8 protein-coding genes are annotated in these 19,219 nt (G+C 61.1%); 5 read left to right on the top strand and 3 right to left on the bottom strand.

Annotated features, from left to right (window positions below; all coding sequences use genetic code 11):
* The 3 genes from KQP88_RS12520 to KQP88_RS12510 are packed head-to-tail and all read left to right on the top strand — an operon-like array spanning window position 1 to window position 14,464.
* Window positions 1-9,030 carry a non-ribosomal peptide synthetase gene (locus KQP88_RS12520; RefSeq protein ID WP_216703190.1) on the top strand — a complete coding sequence of 3,010 codons (9,030 nt, stop codon included), beginning with the start codon at window positions 1-3 and terminating at the stop codon, window positions 9,028-9,030.
* Window positions 9,027-12,824 (top strand): non-ribosomal peptide synthetase, encoded by a 3,798-nt coding sequence (locus tag KQP88_RS12515; RefSeq protein WP_216703189.1) that lies wholly within the window; start codon window positions 9,027-9,029, stop codon window positions 12,822-12,824. Before KQP88_RS12520 ends, KQP88_RS12515 begins: the two co-directional genes overlap by 4 nt.
* Window positions 12,821-14,464: a cyclic peptide export ABC transporter gene (locus KQP88_RS12510; protein WP_216703188.1), complete on the top strand. Its 1,644-nt coding sequence runs from the start codon at window positions 12,821-12,823 to the stop codon at window positions 14,462-14,464. Before KQP88_RS12515 ends, KQP88_RS12510 begins: the two co-directional genes overlap by 4 nt.
* On the opposite strand, the gene fhuF is transcribed toward KQP88_RS12510, so the two are convergent.
* Window positions 14,465-15,193, bottom strand: a complete 729-nt coding sequence (gene fhuF, locus KQP88_RS12505; protein WP_216703187.1) for a siderophore-iron reductase FhuF — start codon at window positions 15,191-15,193, stop codon at window positions 14,465-14,467. It lies immediately after the preceding gene.
* 203 nt (window positions 15,194-15,396) lie between these two features.
* Between fhuF and KQP88_RS12500 the strand changes: the two genes are divergently transcribed.
* Together KQP88_RS12500 and KQP88_RS12495 are read left to right on the top strand one after the other, a co-directional pair.
* A complete protein-coding gene (locus KQP88_RS12500) occupies window positions 15,397-15,612 on the top strand; it encodes an MbtH family protein (RefSeq protein WP_198726413.1) in 216 nt (71 codons plus the stop codon).
* Between the two features lie 37 nt (window positions 15,613-15,649).
* The gene (locus KQP88_RS12495; RefSeq protein WP_216703186.1) at window positions 15,650-17,080 is read left to right on the top strand and encodes a diaminobutyrate--2-oxoglutarate transaminase; all 1,431 of its coding nucleotides are present in this window, start codon (window positions 15,650-15,652) and stop codon (window positions 17,078-17,080) included.
* An 18-nt stretch (window positions 17,081-17,098) separates the two neighbouring features.
* Here KQP88_RS12495 and KQP88_RS12490 read toward each other — a convergent pair whose 3' ends face one another.
* Together KQP88_RS12490 and KQP88_RS12485 are read right to left on the bottom strand one after the other, a co-directional pair.
* Entirely contained in the window at window positions 17,099-18,406 is a 1,308-nt protein-coding gene (locus KQP88_RS12490) for an ATP-binding protein (RefSeq protein ID WP_216703185.1), read from the bottom strand.
* Between the two features lie 53 nt (window positions 18,407-18,459).
* Complete coding sequence (locus KQP88_RS12485; protein WP_216703184.1) at window positions 18,460-19,161, bottom strand: response regulator; 702 nt, start codon at window positions 19,159-19,161, stop codon at window positions 18,460-18,462.
* Window positions 19,162-19,219: the final 58 nt, after the last annotated feature.

The raw sequence follows: 19,219 nt of genomic DNA, 5'->3' as shown, positions 1-19,219 counted from the left end.
ATGAGTGGGATGACGCAACAAGCGTTCCTGGAGATTGCACAGCGACTGGCTTCCCTGCCTGGGGACAAGAAAAAGTTGTTCCGCCAGCGTCTGGCCGAGAAGGGCATCGACAGCTGGCGGCTGCCGATCGTGCCTGCCGTGCACAGCGAAGGCCAGAGCCTGCCGCTGGCCCAGGCGCAACGGCGCTTTCTGTCGGCTGAAGCCCTGAGCAGTCGTGCGCTCTACAATCTGTGCTCGGTCCTGCGTTTCGACCGCGACCTCGATGGCCAGCGTCTGCAACAGGCCATGCAGCAGTTGACCGACCGCCACCAGATCCTGCGCACACGTTACATCAGCGATGCCCAGGGTCAGTTGCAGCCTCACTGCGAGCCTTTGCAGGTTGCCCTGCCAGAGGTCAAACGCTTGAGCCTGGCGACCGATGAGTACGAGCAATGGTGTGCCGACGAATACGCCCGCCAGTTGGCCGAACCCTTCGACCTGGCTAGCTCGGCGCCATGGCGCTGGCAGGCTTTCAGCGATGCTCAAGGGCAGTCGACCTGGCTGTTTTTCACTATTCATCACGTGGCCTACGATGCGTGGTCGGCTCAGCAGCTCACGCTGGAACTGGCCGAAGCTTATCGGGCACTGGCCCTGAACGAGCCTGCCCGCCAACCGGAACTGAGTATCCAGTACGCCGATTACGCGGCCTGGGAACAGGAGTGGCTGGACAGTGACAGTTGCCAGCAGCACATCGCGTTCTGGCGCACCCAACTGGCGGATGCTCCGGCACCGTTGGCCTTGCCACTGGATCGCCCACGGCCTTCGGCCAATCAGCGCCGTCATAGCGGTGCGGTGCTGGCCCGCGAGCTTTCACCCGAGCTGACAACAGCAGTGGAAGCCGCCATTCGCAAGCAGGGTGTGACGCTGTATATCTATGGCCTGACCGCTTTCAGTTGCCTGTTGTCCCGCTACAGCGGCGAGAACGACCTGTGCCTGGGCACTTCCGCAGCCCAGCGTGACCGGCCGGAACTGGTGCCGCTTATAGGCCCGTTGCTCAACACGCTGGTGATCCGTCAGCAGTTGCAGGACAACCCCGATTTCACCAGCGCACTGCTGCGCACCCGTGACACCGTTGCAGCCGCTTTCGATCATCAATTGCTGCCTTTCGAGAATGTGCTGGAAAGTCTTGAGCGTCCGCGTTCCAGCCCGCTGTTCCAGGTCATGTTCGTGCAGGTCGACCTGCCTGCGAGCCGAACCCTGGAATTGCCCGGTGTCGCGGTCGAAGTGCTTGACCCGCCACAGCGCCATGCCCGTTTCGACCTCACGCTGCGCATGGTGCGCACCGCCGACTCGCGCCTGCGCTGCGAGCTGGAATACAGCGACGAATTGTTCGAGGCTGCAACAGTCGAGCAGATGCTGGACGATCTGCTGGCGATTCTCGGACAGGCTGCAAGCCATCCCCAGCGTCGCCTGGCCGAACTGCAACTGGTTTCGCCGCCAAGCAAACTGAGTGGCCCGGCACTGGGTTCGACGCCGTTGCCGCTGGACCAGCAAGTCCGGCACTGGGCGGCCCATACACCGACCGCTCAAGCCTTGTGCAGTGCTGAGCAGAATATTGACTATGCAACGCTGGGTGCCGCGAGCCGTGCGCTGGCGGCCAGACTGGCCGGGCAGGGCATTGAGCCGGGGCATGTGGTTGCGCTGTGCATGCCTCGCTGCGCCGAGCAGTTGCTGGCGACCCTGGCCTGCTGGCAACGCGGTGCAACCTGTCTGTTTCTCGACCCGGCCCAGCCGCCGCAACGACTTGCGCAACTGTTGCAGGACAGCGGTGCGAGCCTGTGGCTGACCCTGGCCGAAGCGCCTGAAACCGGTGTGGATATTGCTCACCTTGCGCTGACCGCCAGCGACTGGTCGGCTGATGCACCTGTGGATTCGGTTCAGAGCCTGAGCCTGCCGCACCTGCCTGCGTATCTGATCTATACCTCGGGTTCCACCGGCCAGCCCAAGGGCGTGCTGGTCACCCACGCAAATCTGGCGCATTACGCGACAGCTGTTGGCCAACGTTTGCAGGCAAAATCCGGCAGCCGCTGGGCGACCCTGGCCACCGTGGCCGCGGATCTGGGCCTGACTTGCGTATTCGCGGCCCTGAATGCCGGTGATCCGCTGGTGCTGCCGCCGGCATCCCTGACGTTCGATCCGCCTGGCTGGGCTGACTTCCTTGACGAGCAGCCCGTGGACTGCCTGAAAATCGCGCCTTCGCACTTGCGCGGCCTGCTGGCGCTGGACGATGCCCGGCGCGTGTTGCCCAGGGAAGTGCTGATTCTGGGCGGCGAAGGCTTCGATCAGGCCTTGTTTACCCAAGTGCGCGAACTGGCGCCGCAACTGCGTATCTTCAACCACTACGGGCCTTCGGAAACCACGGTCGGCGTGATCTGTGGCGAAATCCAGTCCCTCGACGCACTGGAGCCAGGGCAATACCTGCCTTTGGGCCAGCCGCTGGCGGACTGTGAACTGCGCATTGTCGATGGCAATGACATTCCGGTGCCTGTTGGCGTCGCCGGTGAGCTGTTGATTGCAGGCCCGCAGGTTGCTCAAGGCTATCTCGGTCAGCCTGAGCTGACTGCGCGGGCCTTCGGTTCTACGGCTCAGGGCCAGCGTTTTTACCGCAGCGGCGACCGGGTTCGTCTGGACCGCAACGGTCGTCTGGTGTTTCTTGGTCGTCAGGACGATCAGGTCAAGATTCGTGGTTTCCGGGTCGAGCCCGGTGAAGTCAGTGCCTGGCTCAATGCCCGGCCACAGGTTCGCGAAGGCGCGGTACTGGCGCTGGACATCAAGGGCCGGACGCAACTGGTGGCTTATATCAGCCCTGCGCTGAGCGCCGAAGAACTGGCTGATGTGCAGACCGAAGCCCGGCGTCAATTGCCGGAGCATATGCTGCCTGCCCATTGGCTGACGCTGGAGACACTGCCGCTGACCGCCAATGGCAAGCTGGATCGTCGCGCCTTGCCTGAGCCTGCTGAAGGTGAAGCAGACAACGCTGCCGTTCAGCCACCGACGGGGGAAACGGAGCAGCAGCTGGCGCAGTTGTGGTGTCAGGTGCTGGGTTGTACTCAGGTCGGGTGTGAAGATGACTTCTTTGCCCTCGGCGGTGATTCGATCCTCAGTCTGCAACTGATCGGCCTGGCTTCCCGGGCCGGGCTCAAGCTCAAGCCTCGTGACGTCCTGCAGCATTCCACCCTGGCGGGTATGGCTCTGTGCATCGACTGCCGTCAGCAGCCGGCCTTGCTTGCAGTGATTGAAGCCTTTCGTGAACTGCTTGAACAGCCGGGACTGGGGCCGGATGCCGATTTCTTTGCAGAAGGTGGCGACTCGATCCTCAGCCTGCAACTGATTGCACGTCTGCGTAAGGCCGAATTGCGCCTGATGCCTCGGCAACTGCTGGAAAACCCGACGCCCCGGCAACTGGCCGGAGTATTGAAACCTGTTGCGGCAAAAACCGTTACGCCGCCCGTGGCCATCCAGACAGCGGACCAACCGCAGCCCCTGTCCCACGCTCAGCAACGGGTGTGGTTCATGCAGCAACTGGATCCGGCGCAAACCGCTTATAACGTCACTCAGTTGCTGGCCTTGCGCGGTGATCTGGATGTTCCGCGTCTGCAAAGCACCTGTCAGGCCCTGGTCCAGCGCCATGAAGCGTTGCGCTGCCGATTCTTTGAAGAGCAGGGACAGGTCTGGCAGCGTCTGGACGAGACAGGTACGTCGATCTTCAATCTGCATGACCTCAGCGGCCTGAACGAATCGGAGCAGCAGGCAAGCATCGCCAAGGCTGCCCGGCGAGTCTTCGATCTGGTCAACGGGCCGTTGCTGGCCATTGATGTCTTCAGCATTGCGCCCGGCGATTACCGCCTGCTGTTCAATGTGCATCACATTGCCGTGGATGGCTGGTCCATGGGCTTGCTGGTGCAGGACTTCGCGCTGATCTATCAGGACCAGCCAGCGCCTGCGACAACCGGCCTGCTGCCCTTCATCAAGGATCATCGCGAGCGTCTGGACGGCGAGCAGGGCCGGCAATTGCTGGGTTATTGGCAACAACGGCTGCAAGGTCTGGGCAACGAACCTCTGGAACTGCCCGATCATTGCCTGCGGCCAGTGGTGCAGGATTATGCCGGTGCCCGTGAGGAATTTGCCTTGCCGGTTACGCTGAGCGCAGCGGTCGAAGCACAGGCCAGAGCGCTGGGTGTCACGCCGTTCGTGCTGTACTTTGCCGCTTACCAGCTCCTGTTGTGGCGGCATGCCGGGCGCACTGATTTCGCAATCGGCTTGCCGGTGGCCGGACGTGAGTCGGCAGCGGGTCAGGCCTTGGTCGGCCTGTTCGTCAACACCCTGGCTCATCGGGTACAGATCGATGCCCGGCAAAGCCTGCAAGCCTTCATCAAAACTCTGAACGGGCAACTGGTCGAAGATATGGCCCACCAAGAGTTGCCGTTCGAACAATTGCTGGACAAGCTGGATTTCGAGCGCCATCTGGATCGCACGCCGGTGTTCCAGAACCTGTTCAATTACCAGATCGACCATGGCGACGCCCGCAGCCTCAGCCTGCCGGGTGTCAGCGTGGAATCGCTGGCGCTGCCGGACGGCGTGGTCAGTGCCAAGTTCGACCTGACGTTCAACCTGTTCACCCACGGGCGTGGTGCTGATGCCAGTACTCGCCTGATTGTCGAGTACGCCACTGCGTTGCTGCGTCCTGAAACCGCGCAACGGCTGGTGGAGGATTACCAAGGCTTGCTGGGCAGCCTGACGAGCCTTGATCTTCAGCAGAACCTGCTGGAAGTGCCGCTGGGCTCTGTTGCAAGACTGGCTACGGCAGGTGCGTCCATGGACGTACACTGCGAAGCGGATTTTGTGACGCGCTTTGAAGTCCAGGCCGTTCTCTATCCCGAGCGTGTGGCGGTGTACAGCGCAGATCGGCGCTTGAGCTACGCGGCGCTGGATGCCCAGGCCAATCGACTGGCCAACTGGCTGCTGGAACAGGGCGTCGGTCACGAATCGACCGTTGCCTTCTGCCTGCCAAGAGACGAAAGACTGCTGGTGTGCATGCTGGGTATCCAGAAGGCCGGTGCGTCCTACCTGCCCCTCGATCCCGGTCATCCGGCAGCCCGTCAGGCGCAGATTCTCAATCGGGCGCAGCCACACTTGCTGCTCTGCGATGCACGGACTGCAGACTTGCCCGAGCAACTGCGCAGCCATATCTGGGCGGATCTGGCCTTGGCGCAATTCCCGGCACAGGCTCCGGCGATTGACAGAAACCTTCAGCAACTGGCTTACACGCTCTACACCTCGGGTTCCACCGGGCAGCCAAAAGGCGTGCAGATCAGCCGCGGCAACTTTGCCAACTTCCTGCTGGCCATGGAGCAGGCGCTGCCTCTGGAAAACGTGCAGCGTTACCTGGCCCTGACGACCGTCACCTTCGATATCTGTGGCCTGGAGCTGTGCCTGCCCCTGGTGCGCGGTGGTGCCGTGGTACTGGCCGACGATGAAGAGCGTCAGGACCCTGTATTGCTCGCCAGCCTGATCAAGAACCAGTCCGTGGACCTGATTCAGGCCACACCGGCCACCTGGGCCATGCTGTTGCAGGGCGACCGTCAGGTGCTGGCCGGGCGGGTGGCGCTGGCAGGCGGTGAAGCCTTGTCGGCCGAGATGGCCACCGAGCTGCGGCAATCGGTGGCTCATCTGGTCAACGTCTATGGCCCGACAGAAACCACGGTATGGTCGACGCAAACCCCGATCGATGCGCTGCAATTGCCGGTCGCGCCCATTGGCCGACCGCTGCTCAACACTCGCTGCCATGTCCTCGACGAGCATTTGTGCGAAGTGCCGACCGGTTGCGTCGGTGAACTGTACATTGCCGGTGAGGGTCTGGCTCGTGGTTATGCCGGACAACCCGGCTTGACTGCTGAGCGCTTCATTGCAGACCCGTTCAGCACCGATGGCAGCCGCCTGTACCGCACAGGCGATCTGGCGCGCTGGCAGCCCGACGGGCAGCTGTATTACCTGGGCCGCACCGACGATCAGATCAAACTGCGCGGTTACCGGATCGAACTGGGCGAGATCGAAGCGGTGCTGCTCAGTCATCCGAAACTGCTTCAGGCGGTCGTGGCTGTACAGGGCGAACATCTGGCCGCTTTCTGGGTGGCAGAAGCTGGCAGCTCACCCGACGAAACCGAGATTCGCGACTATTTGCAGGCGCGCCTGCCGGTTTACATGCTGCCGACGCATTTGAAGTCGCTGGAACAGTTACCGCTCAATACCAACGGCAAGGTGGATCGCAAGCAACTGCCACGCCTGCAACTGGAAAGCCCGACCATCAGCGCCGTTCAGCGACCATTGTCGGCCAGCGAAAGCATGCTGGCCGACGTCTGGGGCGCTGTGCTGAAACGCCAGCAGATTCCTGCCGACGGCCATTTCTTCCAGTTGGGTGGGCATTCGCTGATGGCGGCTCAGGTGCGCAGCCGCTTGCGCGAGCAGGGCTTTGAAGTGCCGCTGCGCTGGCTGTTTGAAACGCCGGTACTGGCCGAGCTGGCTGCACGAATCGAAGGTCTGGCACGTGATCTGGATATCGGCTCACTGGCCATTCCCCACGTCGATCAGCAAGTCGAGCAGCCATTGTCTTCGGCGCAGCAGCGGGTCTGGCTGATGCAGCAACTGGATCCGGCCGACAGCAGTTTCAATATGGGCAGCAACGTACGCTTGCGCGGTGAGCTGGATATCCAGTCCCTGCAGCGTTCGTTACAGCGACTGGTCAGCCGTCATGCCATCTTGCGCACGACCTATCACCAGCAGGCTGGCGAGTTGCGCCAACGGATTCATGAGGATCTGTCGGTCGCGCTGCAAGTGATCGAGTCCAGCGAAGCACAATGGCCAGCCGAAGCCCGTGAAGTTGCCTTGCGACCGTTCGACCTGGGCCGCGAAGCACCTTTGCGGGCCGTACTGTATCGCCTTGGCGAGCAAGAACATGTGCTGCAACTGGTCATACACCATATCGCCTCCGATGGCTGGTCCGGCGCCGTGCTGGTGGACGAGCTGATTCAAGGCTACGAAGCCTGGAGCGCAGGCCTGGAGCCTGATCAGGGTGAATTGCCGATCCAGTACGTCGACTATGCGGTGTGGCAGGGCTCGCCTGCGGTCCAGTTGCGTCAGCGTGAAGGCCTGGATTTCTGGCGGCGCACCCTGGCCGGGATTCCCGCGCAGGTGCCTTTGCCATTCGACTTTCCGCGCCCGGAGCGCGACAGCGGCACCGGCGCGGCCCTGGATTTCCAGTTGTCGGCCGCCACGGTCGAGCGCCTGAAGGCCTTTGCCCAAGAGAGCGGCACTTCACCGTTCATGCTGTTGCTGACCTGCTATGCCGCCGTATTGCAGCGCGAAACCCAAGGTCGCGATCTGGTGATCGGCACCGATGTCGCAAACCGCGACCATCCGGCCACCGAGTCGCTGATCGGCTTCTTCGTCAACCTGCTGGCCTTGCGTATCCGCCTGCAACCGGAACTGAGTTTCCGTGAGCAGGCGCAGCAGGTCCGGGAGCTTTGCCTTCAAGCGTTCGCCTGGCAGGACACGCCGTTCGAGCGGGTCGTGGAGTGCCTGGAACTGCCTCGGGTGGCCAATCTGCATCCGCTGCTGCAAACGCTGTTTGTCCTGGACAACACGCCGCGTCAGCAACGTCAGTTGGGCAACCTGAAGGTCGAGCCGCTGACTGGCGAGCAGCATCATTCCAAGTTCGACATGGCGCTGTTCGCCAGCGAAGACGGTGATGCGATCAGCCTGCGCTGGGTGTATCGCACCAGCCTGTTCCGCCCGGCCACCATCGAACGCCTGCGCGATGCTTTCGCGTCGCTGCTGGAGATGGTCCTCGTCGCGCCTGAAAAACCTATCGATACCTTGATTCCGACCGTAAAGGGAGCTGCTGCAATGTCCACGGACAACCCGGTGCAACGCAAGATGAGCAAATTGGGCAAGATGCGCCAGAGCGCTTCTCCCGCAGCCCGCGAGCCCATCGAAGCCCGACCGTTGCGCGAAGGCTCGAAATTCCCCTTGCTGGTGACCCTGCGCGACCGTGAACTGGCCCCGGCCATCTGGGCCGAAGCCAACCGTGACAAGGTCGAAAACTGGCTGCGCGAGCATGGCGGCATCCTGTTCCGTGGTTTCGACCTGCCGACGCCGGTGGATTTCGAGAGCTTTTGCCAGGCCCTGTGCCCGCAGCTCTATGGCCAGTACGGTGACTTGCCCAAGAAAGAGGGCGGCAAGAATATCTACAAGTCCACGCCATACCCCAAGGACCGGATGATCCTGTTCCACAACGAGAGCGCTCATCAGCATCGCTGGCCGCGTCGGCAGTGGTTCTACTGCGAGATTCCGGCCACCACCGGTGGCGCGACGCCGATTGTCGACAGCCGCGAGGTCTATCGTGAACTGCCGGCCTGGCTGCAGGCGAAGCTGCGCAGCAAGCAACTGATGTACGTGCGCAATTTCAGCACCAGCCTGGACGTCAGCTGGCAGCACTTCTTCCAGACCGAGGACCGTGCCGAGGTCGAGCGGATCTGCCGTGAAAGCAATATCGAGTTCCAGTGGCGCGGCGCCAACGACCTGCATACCCGTCAGGTCTGTCCGGCGGTGATTCTGCATCCGCTGACCGGCGAAGAAAGCTTCTTCAACCAGATCCAGCTCTACCATCCGGCCTTCCTGGATGCTGACATTCGCGAGCAGTTCCTGCGCGATGGCGAAGCAACCATGCCGAGGCAGGTGTTCTACGGCGACGGCTCGGAGCTTGAAGAGAGCGCCATCGAAGCCATCAACGCCGCCTACGACCGTTGCGCCGTGCGCTTCGACTGGCAGCAGGGCGATGTGGTGATGCTCGACAATATGCTGGCAGCCCATGCCCGGGACCCGTTTGATGGCGAGCGAAAAATTGTGGTGGCCATGGGCGAGATCTATGGCCGTGATCAGGTAATGGCTGCCCCGGCGCAGACCGAAGCGACCCACGCAGAGTTGAACCCATGATGGATCTTGGACTGACGCTTTCACCGCAACAGAAACAGCTGGCCCAGGCCAACCCACAGGCCTGGCGCTGGGTACGGATGCAACTGGCCGGTGTGCCCGCAGGCACCGTTGAACTACGTTTACGTGCCTGCCTTGAACAACACGAGGCCCTGCGCCAGCGCTATCAGCGCCCGGTCGGTGCCACGGCGCTGCGCCAGCGGGTTGCCGAACACCACGAGCTGCGCCTGGACTGGCGTCAGGCTCAGGCCAGTGATGGCCATGATGCACAAGGCTGGCGGGAACAGGCTCGGCGTCATTGCCAGGCTGAACAGCCGGATGTGCTGGCCTGGCTGCTGGACGACAGCCTGCTGTTGGCGGTCCCGGTCTACTCGCTGGATCAGCGCAGCCTGCTCCAGTTGCAGGAGCATTTGCTGGGCCGCAGTGCAGCGATTGAAGCCGAACCCATGCAGTACGGCGAATATGTCGAGTGGATCAACGGCCTGCAACTGGACGAAGACGCCGAGCAGGGCGCGCAGTTCTGGCGCAATCTGGCCTTGCAGGATGTGCCGGGCATGCGCCTGATCGAGCGCTACGGCATCGCCAGTGGCAACCATGGCGTGGTTCGCCTGGAACTTGCCCAGTCACTCTCAACTGCGCTGAATGCGCTGGCTGAAAGCGAAGGCTTGGATGTCGAGCAACTGGCACTGGCGGCCTGGGGTTCTCTGCTGGGCAGGCTCAATGGCCAGCAGCATGGCCAGCTTGGCGTGCAGCATGACCCTCGGGATGACTATGAAGAGCTACAGGGTGCTTATGGCCTGTTCGAGCAGACCTTGCCGATGGTGGTGCAGCTCTCCGAGCACAGCACCCTGACCAGCGTGGCCCGGCAACTGAGCCGGCAACTGGAAAACGCTGTCGAGTGGCAGGAATATGTGGGCCAGGCCCAACTGCTGCCGGAGTGGCGCGCCAGCTTCCAGACTGGGCTGAGAGTGCTGTACACGCCGCAACTGCAAGACCTGCAAGTGCTCTCTTTCGACACACCAGTGGAACTGCACCTGCAATTGACCCTGGATTCACAAGGCAATGGGCAGCTTGCGCTGGCCTATGACGACGGCCTTTACCGTGGCGAACAGGCGCAGGTATTGCTCCAGCGCTTTGTCCATTGGCTGGAGCAACTGGTGCAAGCGCCCAACGGTCGGCTCGATGCGGTTGACCTTCATCTGCCCCAGGAACTGCTGGCCGAACCGGCACGCCCTGAGCTGGAGGCCGATCTCGATATCGTCGCCACCTTGCGTGAGCACGCTCGTACGCAACCCGCTCGCCCGGCGCTGCGCTATGGTGATCAGATATTCACCTACGCCGAACTCGATGCCCTGAGCGACCGGATAGCCGGCAGCCTGCATCAGGCCGGTATCGGTCGTGAGCACGTGGTCGGTCTGTATCTGCCACGAGGTGCCGAGATGCTGGTGGCGATGCTGGCCTGCTTCAAGGTCGGTGCCGCCTACCTGCCGCTGGACCCCAAGCAGCCACCGCTGCGTTTGGCTGGCATTCTGGAAGACGCCCGGCCAGCGCTGTTGCTGTGCCTGGAAGACCTGCTGCCTGAAACCGCGCTGGCAACCCTGAGCTGGTCGCAAGCCAGCAACGGTCCGATTTTCGATACGCCGGTGTCCGTTGCGGCGCAGGATCTGGCCTACGTGCTCTATACCTCGGGCACCAGCGGCAAGCCCAAAGGTGTGCAGATCGAACAGGCGCAGTTGCGCCATTACGCCACGCAAGTAACCCGCGCCCTGAACCTGCCCGAGGGCGGGCATTATGGACTGGTGTCGTCGTTGCTCGCGGACCTGGGCAATACGGTGCTGTTCCCGGCCTGGCTGCAAGGCGGGTGCGTGCATGTGCTGGAGCAATCCACCGTGACCGATGCCCAGGCCTTTGCCGAAGAACTCAAGCGCTACCCGCTGGATGTCCTCAAGATCGTGCCTTCGCATCTTGAAGCCCTGATGGGCGAGCACGCCGCTGACGTGCTTCCGCGTCAGGCGCTGGTGTTGGGCGGGGAACCCATCGGTGAGCATTTGCTGAGCCGTCTGGTGGAGTCGAAACCGGCCTGTCGTCTGTACAACCACTACGGCCCCACCGAAACCACGGTCGGAGTGCTCTGGCAGGCGATTGATCCCGATCAGGGTGTGGCAGGCAGTGCCCTGAGCCAGGTGCTGGGCGATAACCGTATTCATTTGCTGGACGAGCAGCAGCGTCCGGTACCACCGGGGCAGGCTGGCGAATTGTGCATCAGCGGAGTCAGTGTCGGGCGCGGCTACGTAGGTGGCTATGTGGGAGATGCGGGCGGCAATGCCTTTGGTGTCGACTCGCTCACCGGAGCACGTCTGTATCGCACCGGCGACCTGGCCTTGCGTCAGGCTAATGGCGCATTGCGCATTCTGGGACGTAACGATCAGCAGGTGAAAATTCGCGGTTTCCGTCTGGAGCTGGCAGAAGTCGAACAGGCTCTGCTGGGCCAGCCAGGTGTGTTGCAGGCGGCTGTGCTGCTGGAGGGCGAAGGCGATCATGCACGGCTGCTGGCCTTTATCGTCAAGGACGAAACCGGCTCTCAGTCCGCAGACCAACTGCGTGCCAGCCTCGCTCGTCAACTGCCGGACTACATGCTGCCCAGCGGCATTCTGGAGCTCAAGGCACTGCCACTGAACAGCAACGGCAAGCTGGACCGCAAGAACCTGCTGGAACGTGCCCGGCAGCGCTTGCAGAACACCCGAGTGGCACCGGTCGGTGAACTGGAAACCGCCGTTCTGGCCATCTGGTGCGAGGTGCTGGGCGTCGAAGACCTGGGCGTGACCGATAACTTCTTTACCGTCGGCGGGCATTCCCTGGCAGCGATCAAGGTTATCTCACTGCTGCGCGAGCGCCTGGCACTCAACCTGCCGACCAATCTGCTGTTCGAGCGCCATACCGTGCGCGATCTGGTCAGTGGCCTGGGCAAAGGCGAGAGCAGCGGCCCCTGGAAAGTCCTCAATGAAGCGGATGGAGAATCACCCGCCGTGCTGCTGGTTCATGGAGCCCAGGGGCATCTGCAAGCCTATCAGCCGCTGGTGGACAATCTGGGGGCTCACGTCTCGGTCTTTGGCCTGGCGGCACTGGAAGAAGGCTGGGATGAAAGCACCCTGGATACGCTGTTGCAGCGCTATGTGGCGAGCATTCCCGTCGAATTGAAAAAACGGCCGCTGGTGCTGCTGGGCTGGAGCCTGGCGTCGCGACTGGCCTTGTTGCTGGTGCCGCACTTGCAGGCCAGTGGCTTCAATATCGCAGGGCTCGCGGTGCTCGATCACGATGCCCGGCGCAGTCTGGCGGGAGAGGGCGATGAAGCAGGGCAACTGATTGCCGACTTTGCCTTTTACTGCCGCAGCCACGCGCAGCCGATTGGCGAATCATTGCGCGAGCGCTTGACGAGCCTGCTGGCCGGTCATGACTATGCCGAAGGCGTCACCCTGTTGCTCAACGATCCTCAGGTGCGTTCGCATCTGCAATGGGAAGCGGCGGATGCCGAACTGCTCGCACTCTTGAAGCAGTATCGCTCGATCAAGACGCGCCTGTATGAGCAGGCCTTGCCTGTCGTCGATGTGCCGGTCTGGGTGTGGCGTGGCAATGTCCATGCGGACCTGCGTGCCCAGTGGCAAGCGCATACGCAGCAGGTCGTTCGCCAATGGACGCTGGACGTGGGCCATCACGAAATACCTGGCGAACCTCGACTGGCCGAAAGCCTGTTGCCTCTACTGTTGGAAACTTCTGCCAAGGTGGTATCGGCGTCATGATTCTATTGAGAGAACTGCTGCATAACGCTCGGTGGCGCATCTTTCTTGCGGTGCTGAGCAGTGCCTTGAGTGCAGCGGCCAGTATCGGTCTGATTGGCTACATCAACCGCAGCCTGGAACAAGGCCCTGGCGATATCGGCCAGGCCTTGCTGATATTCGGCGGCTTGCTGATGCTGTTGTTTGTCAGTGGCATCACCTCGCAGTCGCTGCTGGTGCAGATCGGCCATCGTCTCGTCTACCAGCTACGTCTGCGACTGGTGGGCAAGGTGCTGGGTACTGCGCTGGAGCGCATCGAGCGGCTGGGCAGCCCACGCATCTACAACGCGCTGACCAAGGACGTGACTACCGTCGCCACGGCGTTCAAACAACTGCCGATTTCGTTGTACAACGGCCTGTTGTTGCTGACGGGGCTGGCGTACATGGCCTGGCTGAGTCTGCCGTTCTTCTTCCTGACGCTGGTCGTGATTGCCTGCGGGGTCGGCCTGGATGTGTTGCTCGGGCGCAAGATCAAGTCCCTGATGCAGGCGGTGAGGCGCCAGGATGACCAGTTGACCGAACAGTTCGAGGCGGCCATTCAGGGTCGTTGCGAACTGGGCCTGAGCCGCCAGCGTCGGCACCAGCTCTATCAGCACAAGCTGGAGCCCATTGCACGCGCCTCGCTGGATGCGTCAGTGCGCGCCGATACCTTGTGGGCCATCAACCTGAACTGGACGACCCTGCTGGTATTCGTGCTGATCGGTACGCTGTTCTTTCTTGGCCAGGGGCTTGGCTGGCTGAACCAGCAGGTGGTGGTGGGTTACGTATTGGCAATCATGTTCTTGCGTACGCCGATCTCGATGATTCTGGATGCCATTCCGGCCGTCATTCGTGGCCATGTGGCCTTGCAGGCCATCGATGCTCTGGCCCTGGGCGAAACGGTGCAATTCACGACACCGGAGCAGGCGTCGCAGCCTTTTGAGGAACTGCGTCTGTCGAACGTGCGTTACCGCTATCCCGGCCAGAGTGACGAGTTTGCCTTTGAACTGGGTCCTGTGGATCTGTCTATCCGGCGTGGCGAGCTGATTTTCATTGTCGGCGGCAATGGTAGCGGCAAGTCGACCCTGGCCAAGTTGCTGACAGGGCTCTATGTGCCGACGTCCGGGCAGGTTTCACTCAATGGCGTGGCGCTGGATGCCAGTACCAGCGAGTGGCATCGCGAGCATTTCGCGGCCATCTTTGCCGACTTCTATCTGTTCGCCGATGTGCTGGGTGATGCGGGCAAGCATGAAGAGCTCGAGGCTCGGGTGGATCACTATCTGGAGCGTCTGGGGCTGGCTCATAAAGTCGAGTTCGCGGCCGGGCGTCTGTCCACCACATCGCTGTCCATGGGCCAGCGCAAGCGTCTGGCGCTGTTGATGCTGATGATGGAAGGCCGGGAAGTCTTCCTGCTGGACGAATGGGCGGCGGATCAGGACCCGGTATTCCGTCATGTGTTCTACAACGACCTGTTGCCAGAGCTGAAAGCGGCTGGCAAGACGGTGATCGCCATCACCCATGACGACCGCTATTTCGATGTCGCCGACCGGGTCTATCGCCTGGATTACGGCCATCTGGTGGATTACGACCGGGAAACCGAAAACCCTTTCCAGTTGGTGAAATAGTCAGTCCGGCTGCCTGCACTCATCCAGAGGGCAACTGCTGCAGTAGCCGACACCGGGAAGCCGGTAGCGGATGCAGCAGATACGCCTCAGGCGCAGGGGCTCGTTCTCGCCGGTGTCGTGATAGCGCACGGGGGCGAACAATGGATTGCGTCGACCGTCAGGGCGCAGGCGGGCCGTGAGGATTTCTTTGGCCGGTGCGGTGCTTTGCGGGCTGGCCAGCGGGTGCAGGTCGAGACGGCTGGTGACGAACTCGAAGGTATTGCCGACATTGCTCCAGAACAGCCGGGGCGATGCGCGGGTAACTTTGACCAGAGCGTCGATGACAGGTGTCAGGTGATTGTCGATCAGGTCATGAAAGCGCTCGAAGGCCGAGCAGGCTGGCAGAGGTTTGCCGGCATGAGCCAGATGCAGCGCCTTGGGTCTGGAGTCGGTGCCCAGTTGCAGACCGGTGTCGGTCAGGGCAAGCGGCAGTGCGGATTGTTGCAGCAGGCTGGCGGCCATTACCGGCGCCATGAAGGTGCTGAAGTACCACTTGGACCACAACGACACCAGGGCCAGGCGCTCATCGGTCTTGTAGTGCAGCAACAGGCTGTCGACGAATGCACTGAAATGCTCGTGCTCAAAGAACAGGTCACCCGGCACGTCGGTCCGTGGAAGGCTGCGCAGTTGCAGTTTCTCACCGTAGTCGGCGAGGGGACCGGTGAACAGCGGGGCAAGGCTGGGAATCATCGACTCATCCGTGGACCGCTTGTTGAGAGCAGTTATCGTTCAGAGGGCTGAAAGTATAAACAGGCCGTCAGTGTCTTGCGACTGTTCATCCCGGCTATCGGCAACAGCGACAGGTATATCTGCAATAAAATATTAATGAGAATTGCTACCATTCGTAGTAATGTGTCGAGAATGTATCAAAATCTTGTTCAAGGAGAAAAACAATGAGTCTGGACAGTCCGGATACGCGCTTTCTGGTTGTAGTCAATGATGAGGAACAGTACTCGATCTGGCCTGACTATCGCAGTGTGCCCCAAGGCTGGCGCACCCTCGATGTACAGGGCAGCAAGGAAGAATGCCTGAGCTACATCGAGAAAGTCTGGACCGACATGCGCCCGCTGAGCCTGCGTCAGGCCATGCAGGTACAAGGGCAGGGCTGATCGCCTGCGACCGTGTTTTCAATTTCAGGGATTCAATATGGAAAGCGTCCAGCCCCGCCAGGCCTCCAGTGCAACCTTCACACTGGAGCAGTTTCGTCAGCAGGCACCCCGTCAACTGAACACCAATGAGTACTTGCAGCGTCAGGCTGCACGCGAGTCGAATGCCCGTTCATACCCGCGCCGCATTCCACTGGCGTTGCAGGAAGCTCATGGTCTTTATGTGCGCGATACTCAAGGTCAGTTGTTCATGGACTGCCTGGCAGGCGCGGGGACTCTGGCTTTGGGCCACAACCATCCGGTCGCCATCGAAGCCATGCGCCAGACGCTGGATTCCGGTTTGCCTCTGCATACCCTGGACCTGACGACACCGGTCAAGGATCGTTTTGTCGAAGACCTGTTTGCTGCGCTGCCCGAAAACTTTGCCCGCCATGGGCGCATCCAGTTCTGTGGCCCGACCGGTGCCGATGGCATCGAGGCAGCATTGAAGCTGGCGCGTATCGCCACCGGGCGCAAACCCATCATGTCGTTCTCCGGCGGCTACCACGGCATGACCCTGGGCACCTTGAGCCTGATGGGCAATCTGGGGCCGAAGCAGGCGTTGGGTTCTTTGATGGCCGACGTGCAGTTTCTGCCGTATCCCTACGACTACCGCTGCCCGTTCGGCATTGGCGGTGAAGCGGGTATCGATGCCGGGCTGCATTTCATCGAACAACTGCTGGGCGACCCGGAGTCAGGCGTACTGCCTCCCGCGGCCATCGTGGTCGAAGTCGTGCAGGGCGAGGGCGGCGTGATACCCGCGCCGGTGCGCTGGCTTCAGGGCCTGCGTCAGTTGACCCGCAAACATGGCGTGGCACTGATCATCGACGAAGTGCAGACCGGCATCGGTCGTACCGGCAAACTCTTTGCTTTCGAGCATGCGGGCATCGAGCCCGACATCCTGGTGCTTTCCAAAGCCATTGGCGGTGGTCTGCCATTGTCCGTGGTGGTTTACCGGGAAGAACTGGACACCTGGAAACCCGGTTCCCACGCGGGCACATTCCGCGGCAATCAGATGGCCATGGCGGCGGGTGCTGCAACCCTGCGCCATATCATCAGCGAAAACCTGCCGGGGCATGCCGACGTCATGGGCCAGCGCCTGATGAGTTCGCTGCGCCAGTTGCAGAGCGATTACCCATGTCTGGGCCAGGTTCGCGGTCGTGGCCTGATGGTCGGCGTGGAAATCGTCAGCGACACGCCGGGCGACAGTCGTGTGCCAGCAGCAGATACCGCACTGGCCCAGGCCATTCAGCGCCAATGCCTGCACCTGGGTGTCATTCTGGAGCTGGGCGGACGTCACGGAGCGGTCGTGCGCTTCCTGCCGCCGTTGATCATCCAGGCCGAAGAAATCGATGTGCTGGTCGAGGTCTTCCAGGTTGCCCTGGACAAGGCGATTACTCAGGTCAAAGGCAAGGCGCTGCACAGTGCCTGACCTGTAAACGATGAATATTCAGCCAGCCTTCCGGGCTGGCAGAAATATCTCGAACCTTGCGCCTCCCAGTGGCGATGAGTCGACGGTTATCCTGCCATTCTGGCATTCAATGGCCTGACGACTGATGGCAAGCCCCAGACCGAATCCACCCGTATCACGATCGCGACTTCGATCCAGTCGATAGAACGGCTCGAATATATGCTCTTGCTCGGCGACAGGTATGCCAATCCCGTCATCCTCGACACTTATGACGAGGCTTTGCTCTGTCAGCCTGGCACTGACTCGCACCGCCTTGTCACAGTATCGAATGGCATTGCCGACAAGGTTCTGCAGGGCGCGTGCAGTCAGACGAGGATCAAGGGCAAAGTGCCCTGCGGCATCCTCAAGGCACAGCAGTAACGAGAACCCCTTGTTTTCCTGTTCATCGATAAAGCCACCCAGCACGCTGTCCAGATACGTCTGCAATGGCATCGCTTCGGGCTGCGGACGCTGGTTCGGTGATTTCAGGCGAGTGTAGGAGAGCAGCTCATCGATCAGGGAATCCAGCTCCCGGATGTGGCCCACCATCTGCTCAAGACGCAGCCTTGTCGGTGCCTCCAGGGGATCGGCCATGACCAGCGCCATGCCGAACTCCAGCCTCGACAAGGGGGTACGCAATTCATGGGATACCGCATTCAAGAGCTCCTGCTGCTGATTGAGCAGGCCTTCGATATCCTGAGCCATCTTGTCGAATACCTGGGCCAGATCACCAATGTTCGAGCGCGGTGAGATTTGCGTTCGCTCCGCCAGATTGCCGCTGCCCAAGGTCATCGCCGTACGCTTGAGTCGTTGCAGGTCGCGCCAGTGAGGCCAGATCCATACCAGCAGGCAGGCCAGCAATGCGGCACCGATCAGAATATTGATCAGCCAGTACATGATGTTGATATCGACAGGCGCATCGGGCGCTATCAGCTCGACAACCGTATCCGGTGCAACAAGGGTTAGCGCGGTGCCCAGTTCGCCATAATTGTCCGAACGCACAGCATTCAGGCCTTGCTTGAGAGCGGTGCGCTCATGCTCCGACAGGCCAGGATCGTCTATGGAGACAAGCCTCAACCGAGACGGGGCAAAATCGGCCCGCAGTTCGTTTTCCAGCGCTGGCCAGGCTTCTTGCGGTGTCTGGTTGAAGCGTTTCCTGATCTGGCTCAGCGTACCCTTGGCCTGATCCTGGTTATAAGTGATGGTTTGCTGATTGAACCAGCTCAGCACAATCTCCGGGATCGCAAACAGCGCGACGCCATAGGTCACCAGCATGATCAGGTAAAGCCGAGCGAGCATCTTGAACATGGCGATCCATTATCTTTTGCAGGGAAGTGCGGAATGTTCGTGAAACCGGCCTGTTACTCGTCCCACTCCGAGCGACTGAGCAGGTAACCCTTGCCCCAGACCGTCTTGATTCTGCGAGGCTCGGCGGGGTTGTCTTCAAACTTGCGACGCAACTTGGAAATGGCGACATCGACCGAACGATCGATACCGTTGAATTCGATGCCACGCAACTGCTGGATCAACTGATCGCGACTCAATACTTCGCCCGCGTGGTTGGCAAGCACCAGTAACAGGTTGTACTCCCCGGAAGAAAGCTCTACATCCTGGTCGCGCCATTTCACCTGGCGCTCAGCCAGATCGATCAAGAGCCGCCCCAGGACAATCTGCTGGGCATCGTGACGAGTTTCGGCAGACAGACTGCGCCGCAACAGCGTGCGGATCCGCGCCAGAAGCACGCGAGGATCACAGGGTTTTGCAACGTAGTCATCGGCACCGGTTTCCAGGCCGAGAATCTGATCGTCGTTCTTGTTCCGGGCCGTGAGCATGATGACAGGCAGAGCGGGACTTTCGTCCCGCAACTGTCGGCAGACATGCAAACCATCGAGCCCCGGCAGCATGAGATCGAGGATGACCAGGTCGGGACGCAAGCGATGCATGCCTTCAAGCGCACGATCTCCGCGGTTGACGATCGAGACATCGTATTCAAAGCGCTGGAGATAGCTTGCGATCAGTTCTGCCAGCGCAATGTCGTCCTCGACAAGCATAATCCTGGTCATTGTTCAGGCCATTTGTGCAAAGAGGGAAAGCATAACCAAGGCCTGCCGGATACGAGCA

Origin of the sequence: Pseudomonas lijiangensis, assembly GCF_018968705.1 — a bacterium.
In the GTDB taxonomy this organism is placed as follows: Bacteria; Pseudomonadota; Gammaproteobacteria; order Pseudomonadales; family Pseudomonadaceae; genus Aquipseudomonas; species Aquipseudomonas lijiangensis.
This window is presented reverse-complemented; position numbering and strand designations above follow the sequence as displayed.

What these genes read in the sequence shown, in the direction of transcription:
- fhuF (WP_216703187.1), bottom strand. Translation starts at nt 15,193, where the DNA reads ATGATTCCCAGCCTTGCCCCGCTGTTCACCGGTCCCCTCGCCGACTAC.
- KQP88_RS12490 (WP_216703185.1), bottom strand. Translation starts at nt 18,406, where the DNA reads ATGTTCAAGATGCTCGCTCGGCTTTACCTGATCATGCTGGTGACCTAT.
- KQP88_RS12520 (WP_216703190.1), top strand. Translation starts at nt 1, where the DNA reads ATGAGTGGGATGACGCAACAAGCGTTCCTGGAGATTGCACAGCGACTG.
- KQP88_RS12510 (WP_216703188.1), top strand. Translation starts at nt 12,821, where the DNA reads ATGATTCTATTGAGAGAACTGCTGCATAACGCTCGGTGGCGCATCTTT.
- KQP88_RS12485 (WP_216703184.1), bottom strand. Translation starts at nt 19,161, where the DNA reads ATGACCAGGATTATGCTTGTCGAGGACGACATTGCGCTGGCAGAACTG.
- KQP88_RS12515 (WP_216703189.1), top strand. Translation starts at nt 9,027, where the DNA reads ATGATGGATCTTGGACTGACGCTTTCACCGCAACAGAAACAGCTGGCC.
- KQP88_RS12500 (WP_198726413.1), top strand. Translation starts at nt 15,397, where the DNA reads ATGAGTCTGGACAGTCCGGATACGCGCTTTCTGGTTGTAGTCAATGAT.
- KQP88_RS12495 (WP_216703186.1), top strand. Translation starts at nt 15,650, where the DNA reads ATGGAAAGCGTCCAGCCCCGCCAGGCCTCCAGTGCAACCTTCACACTG.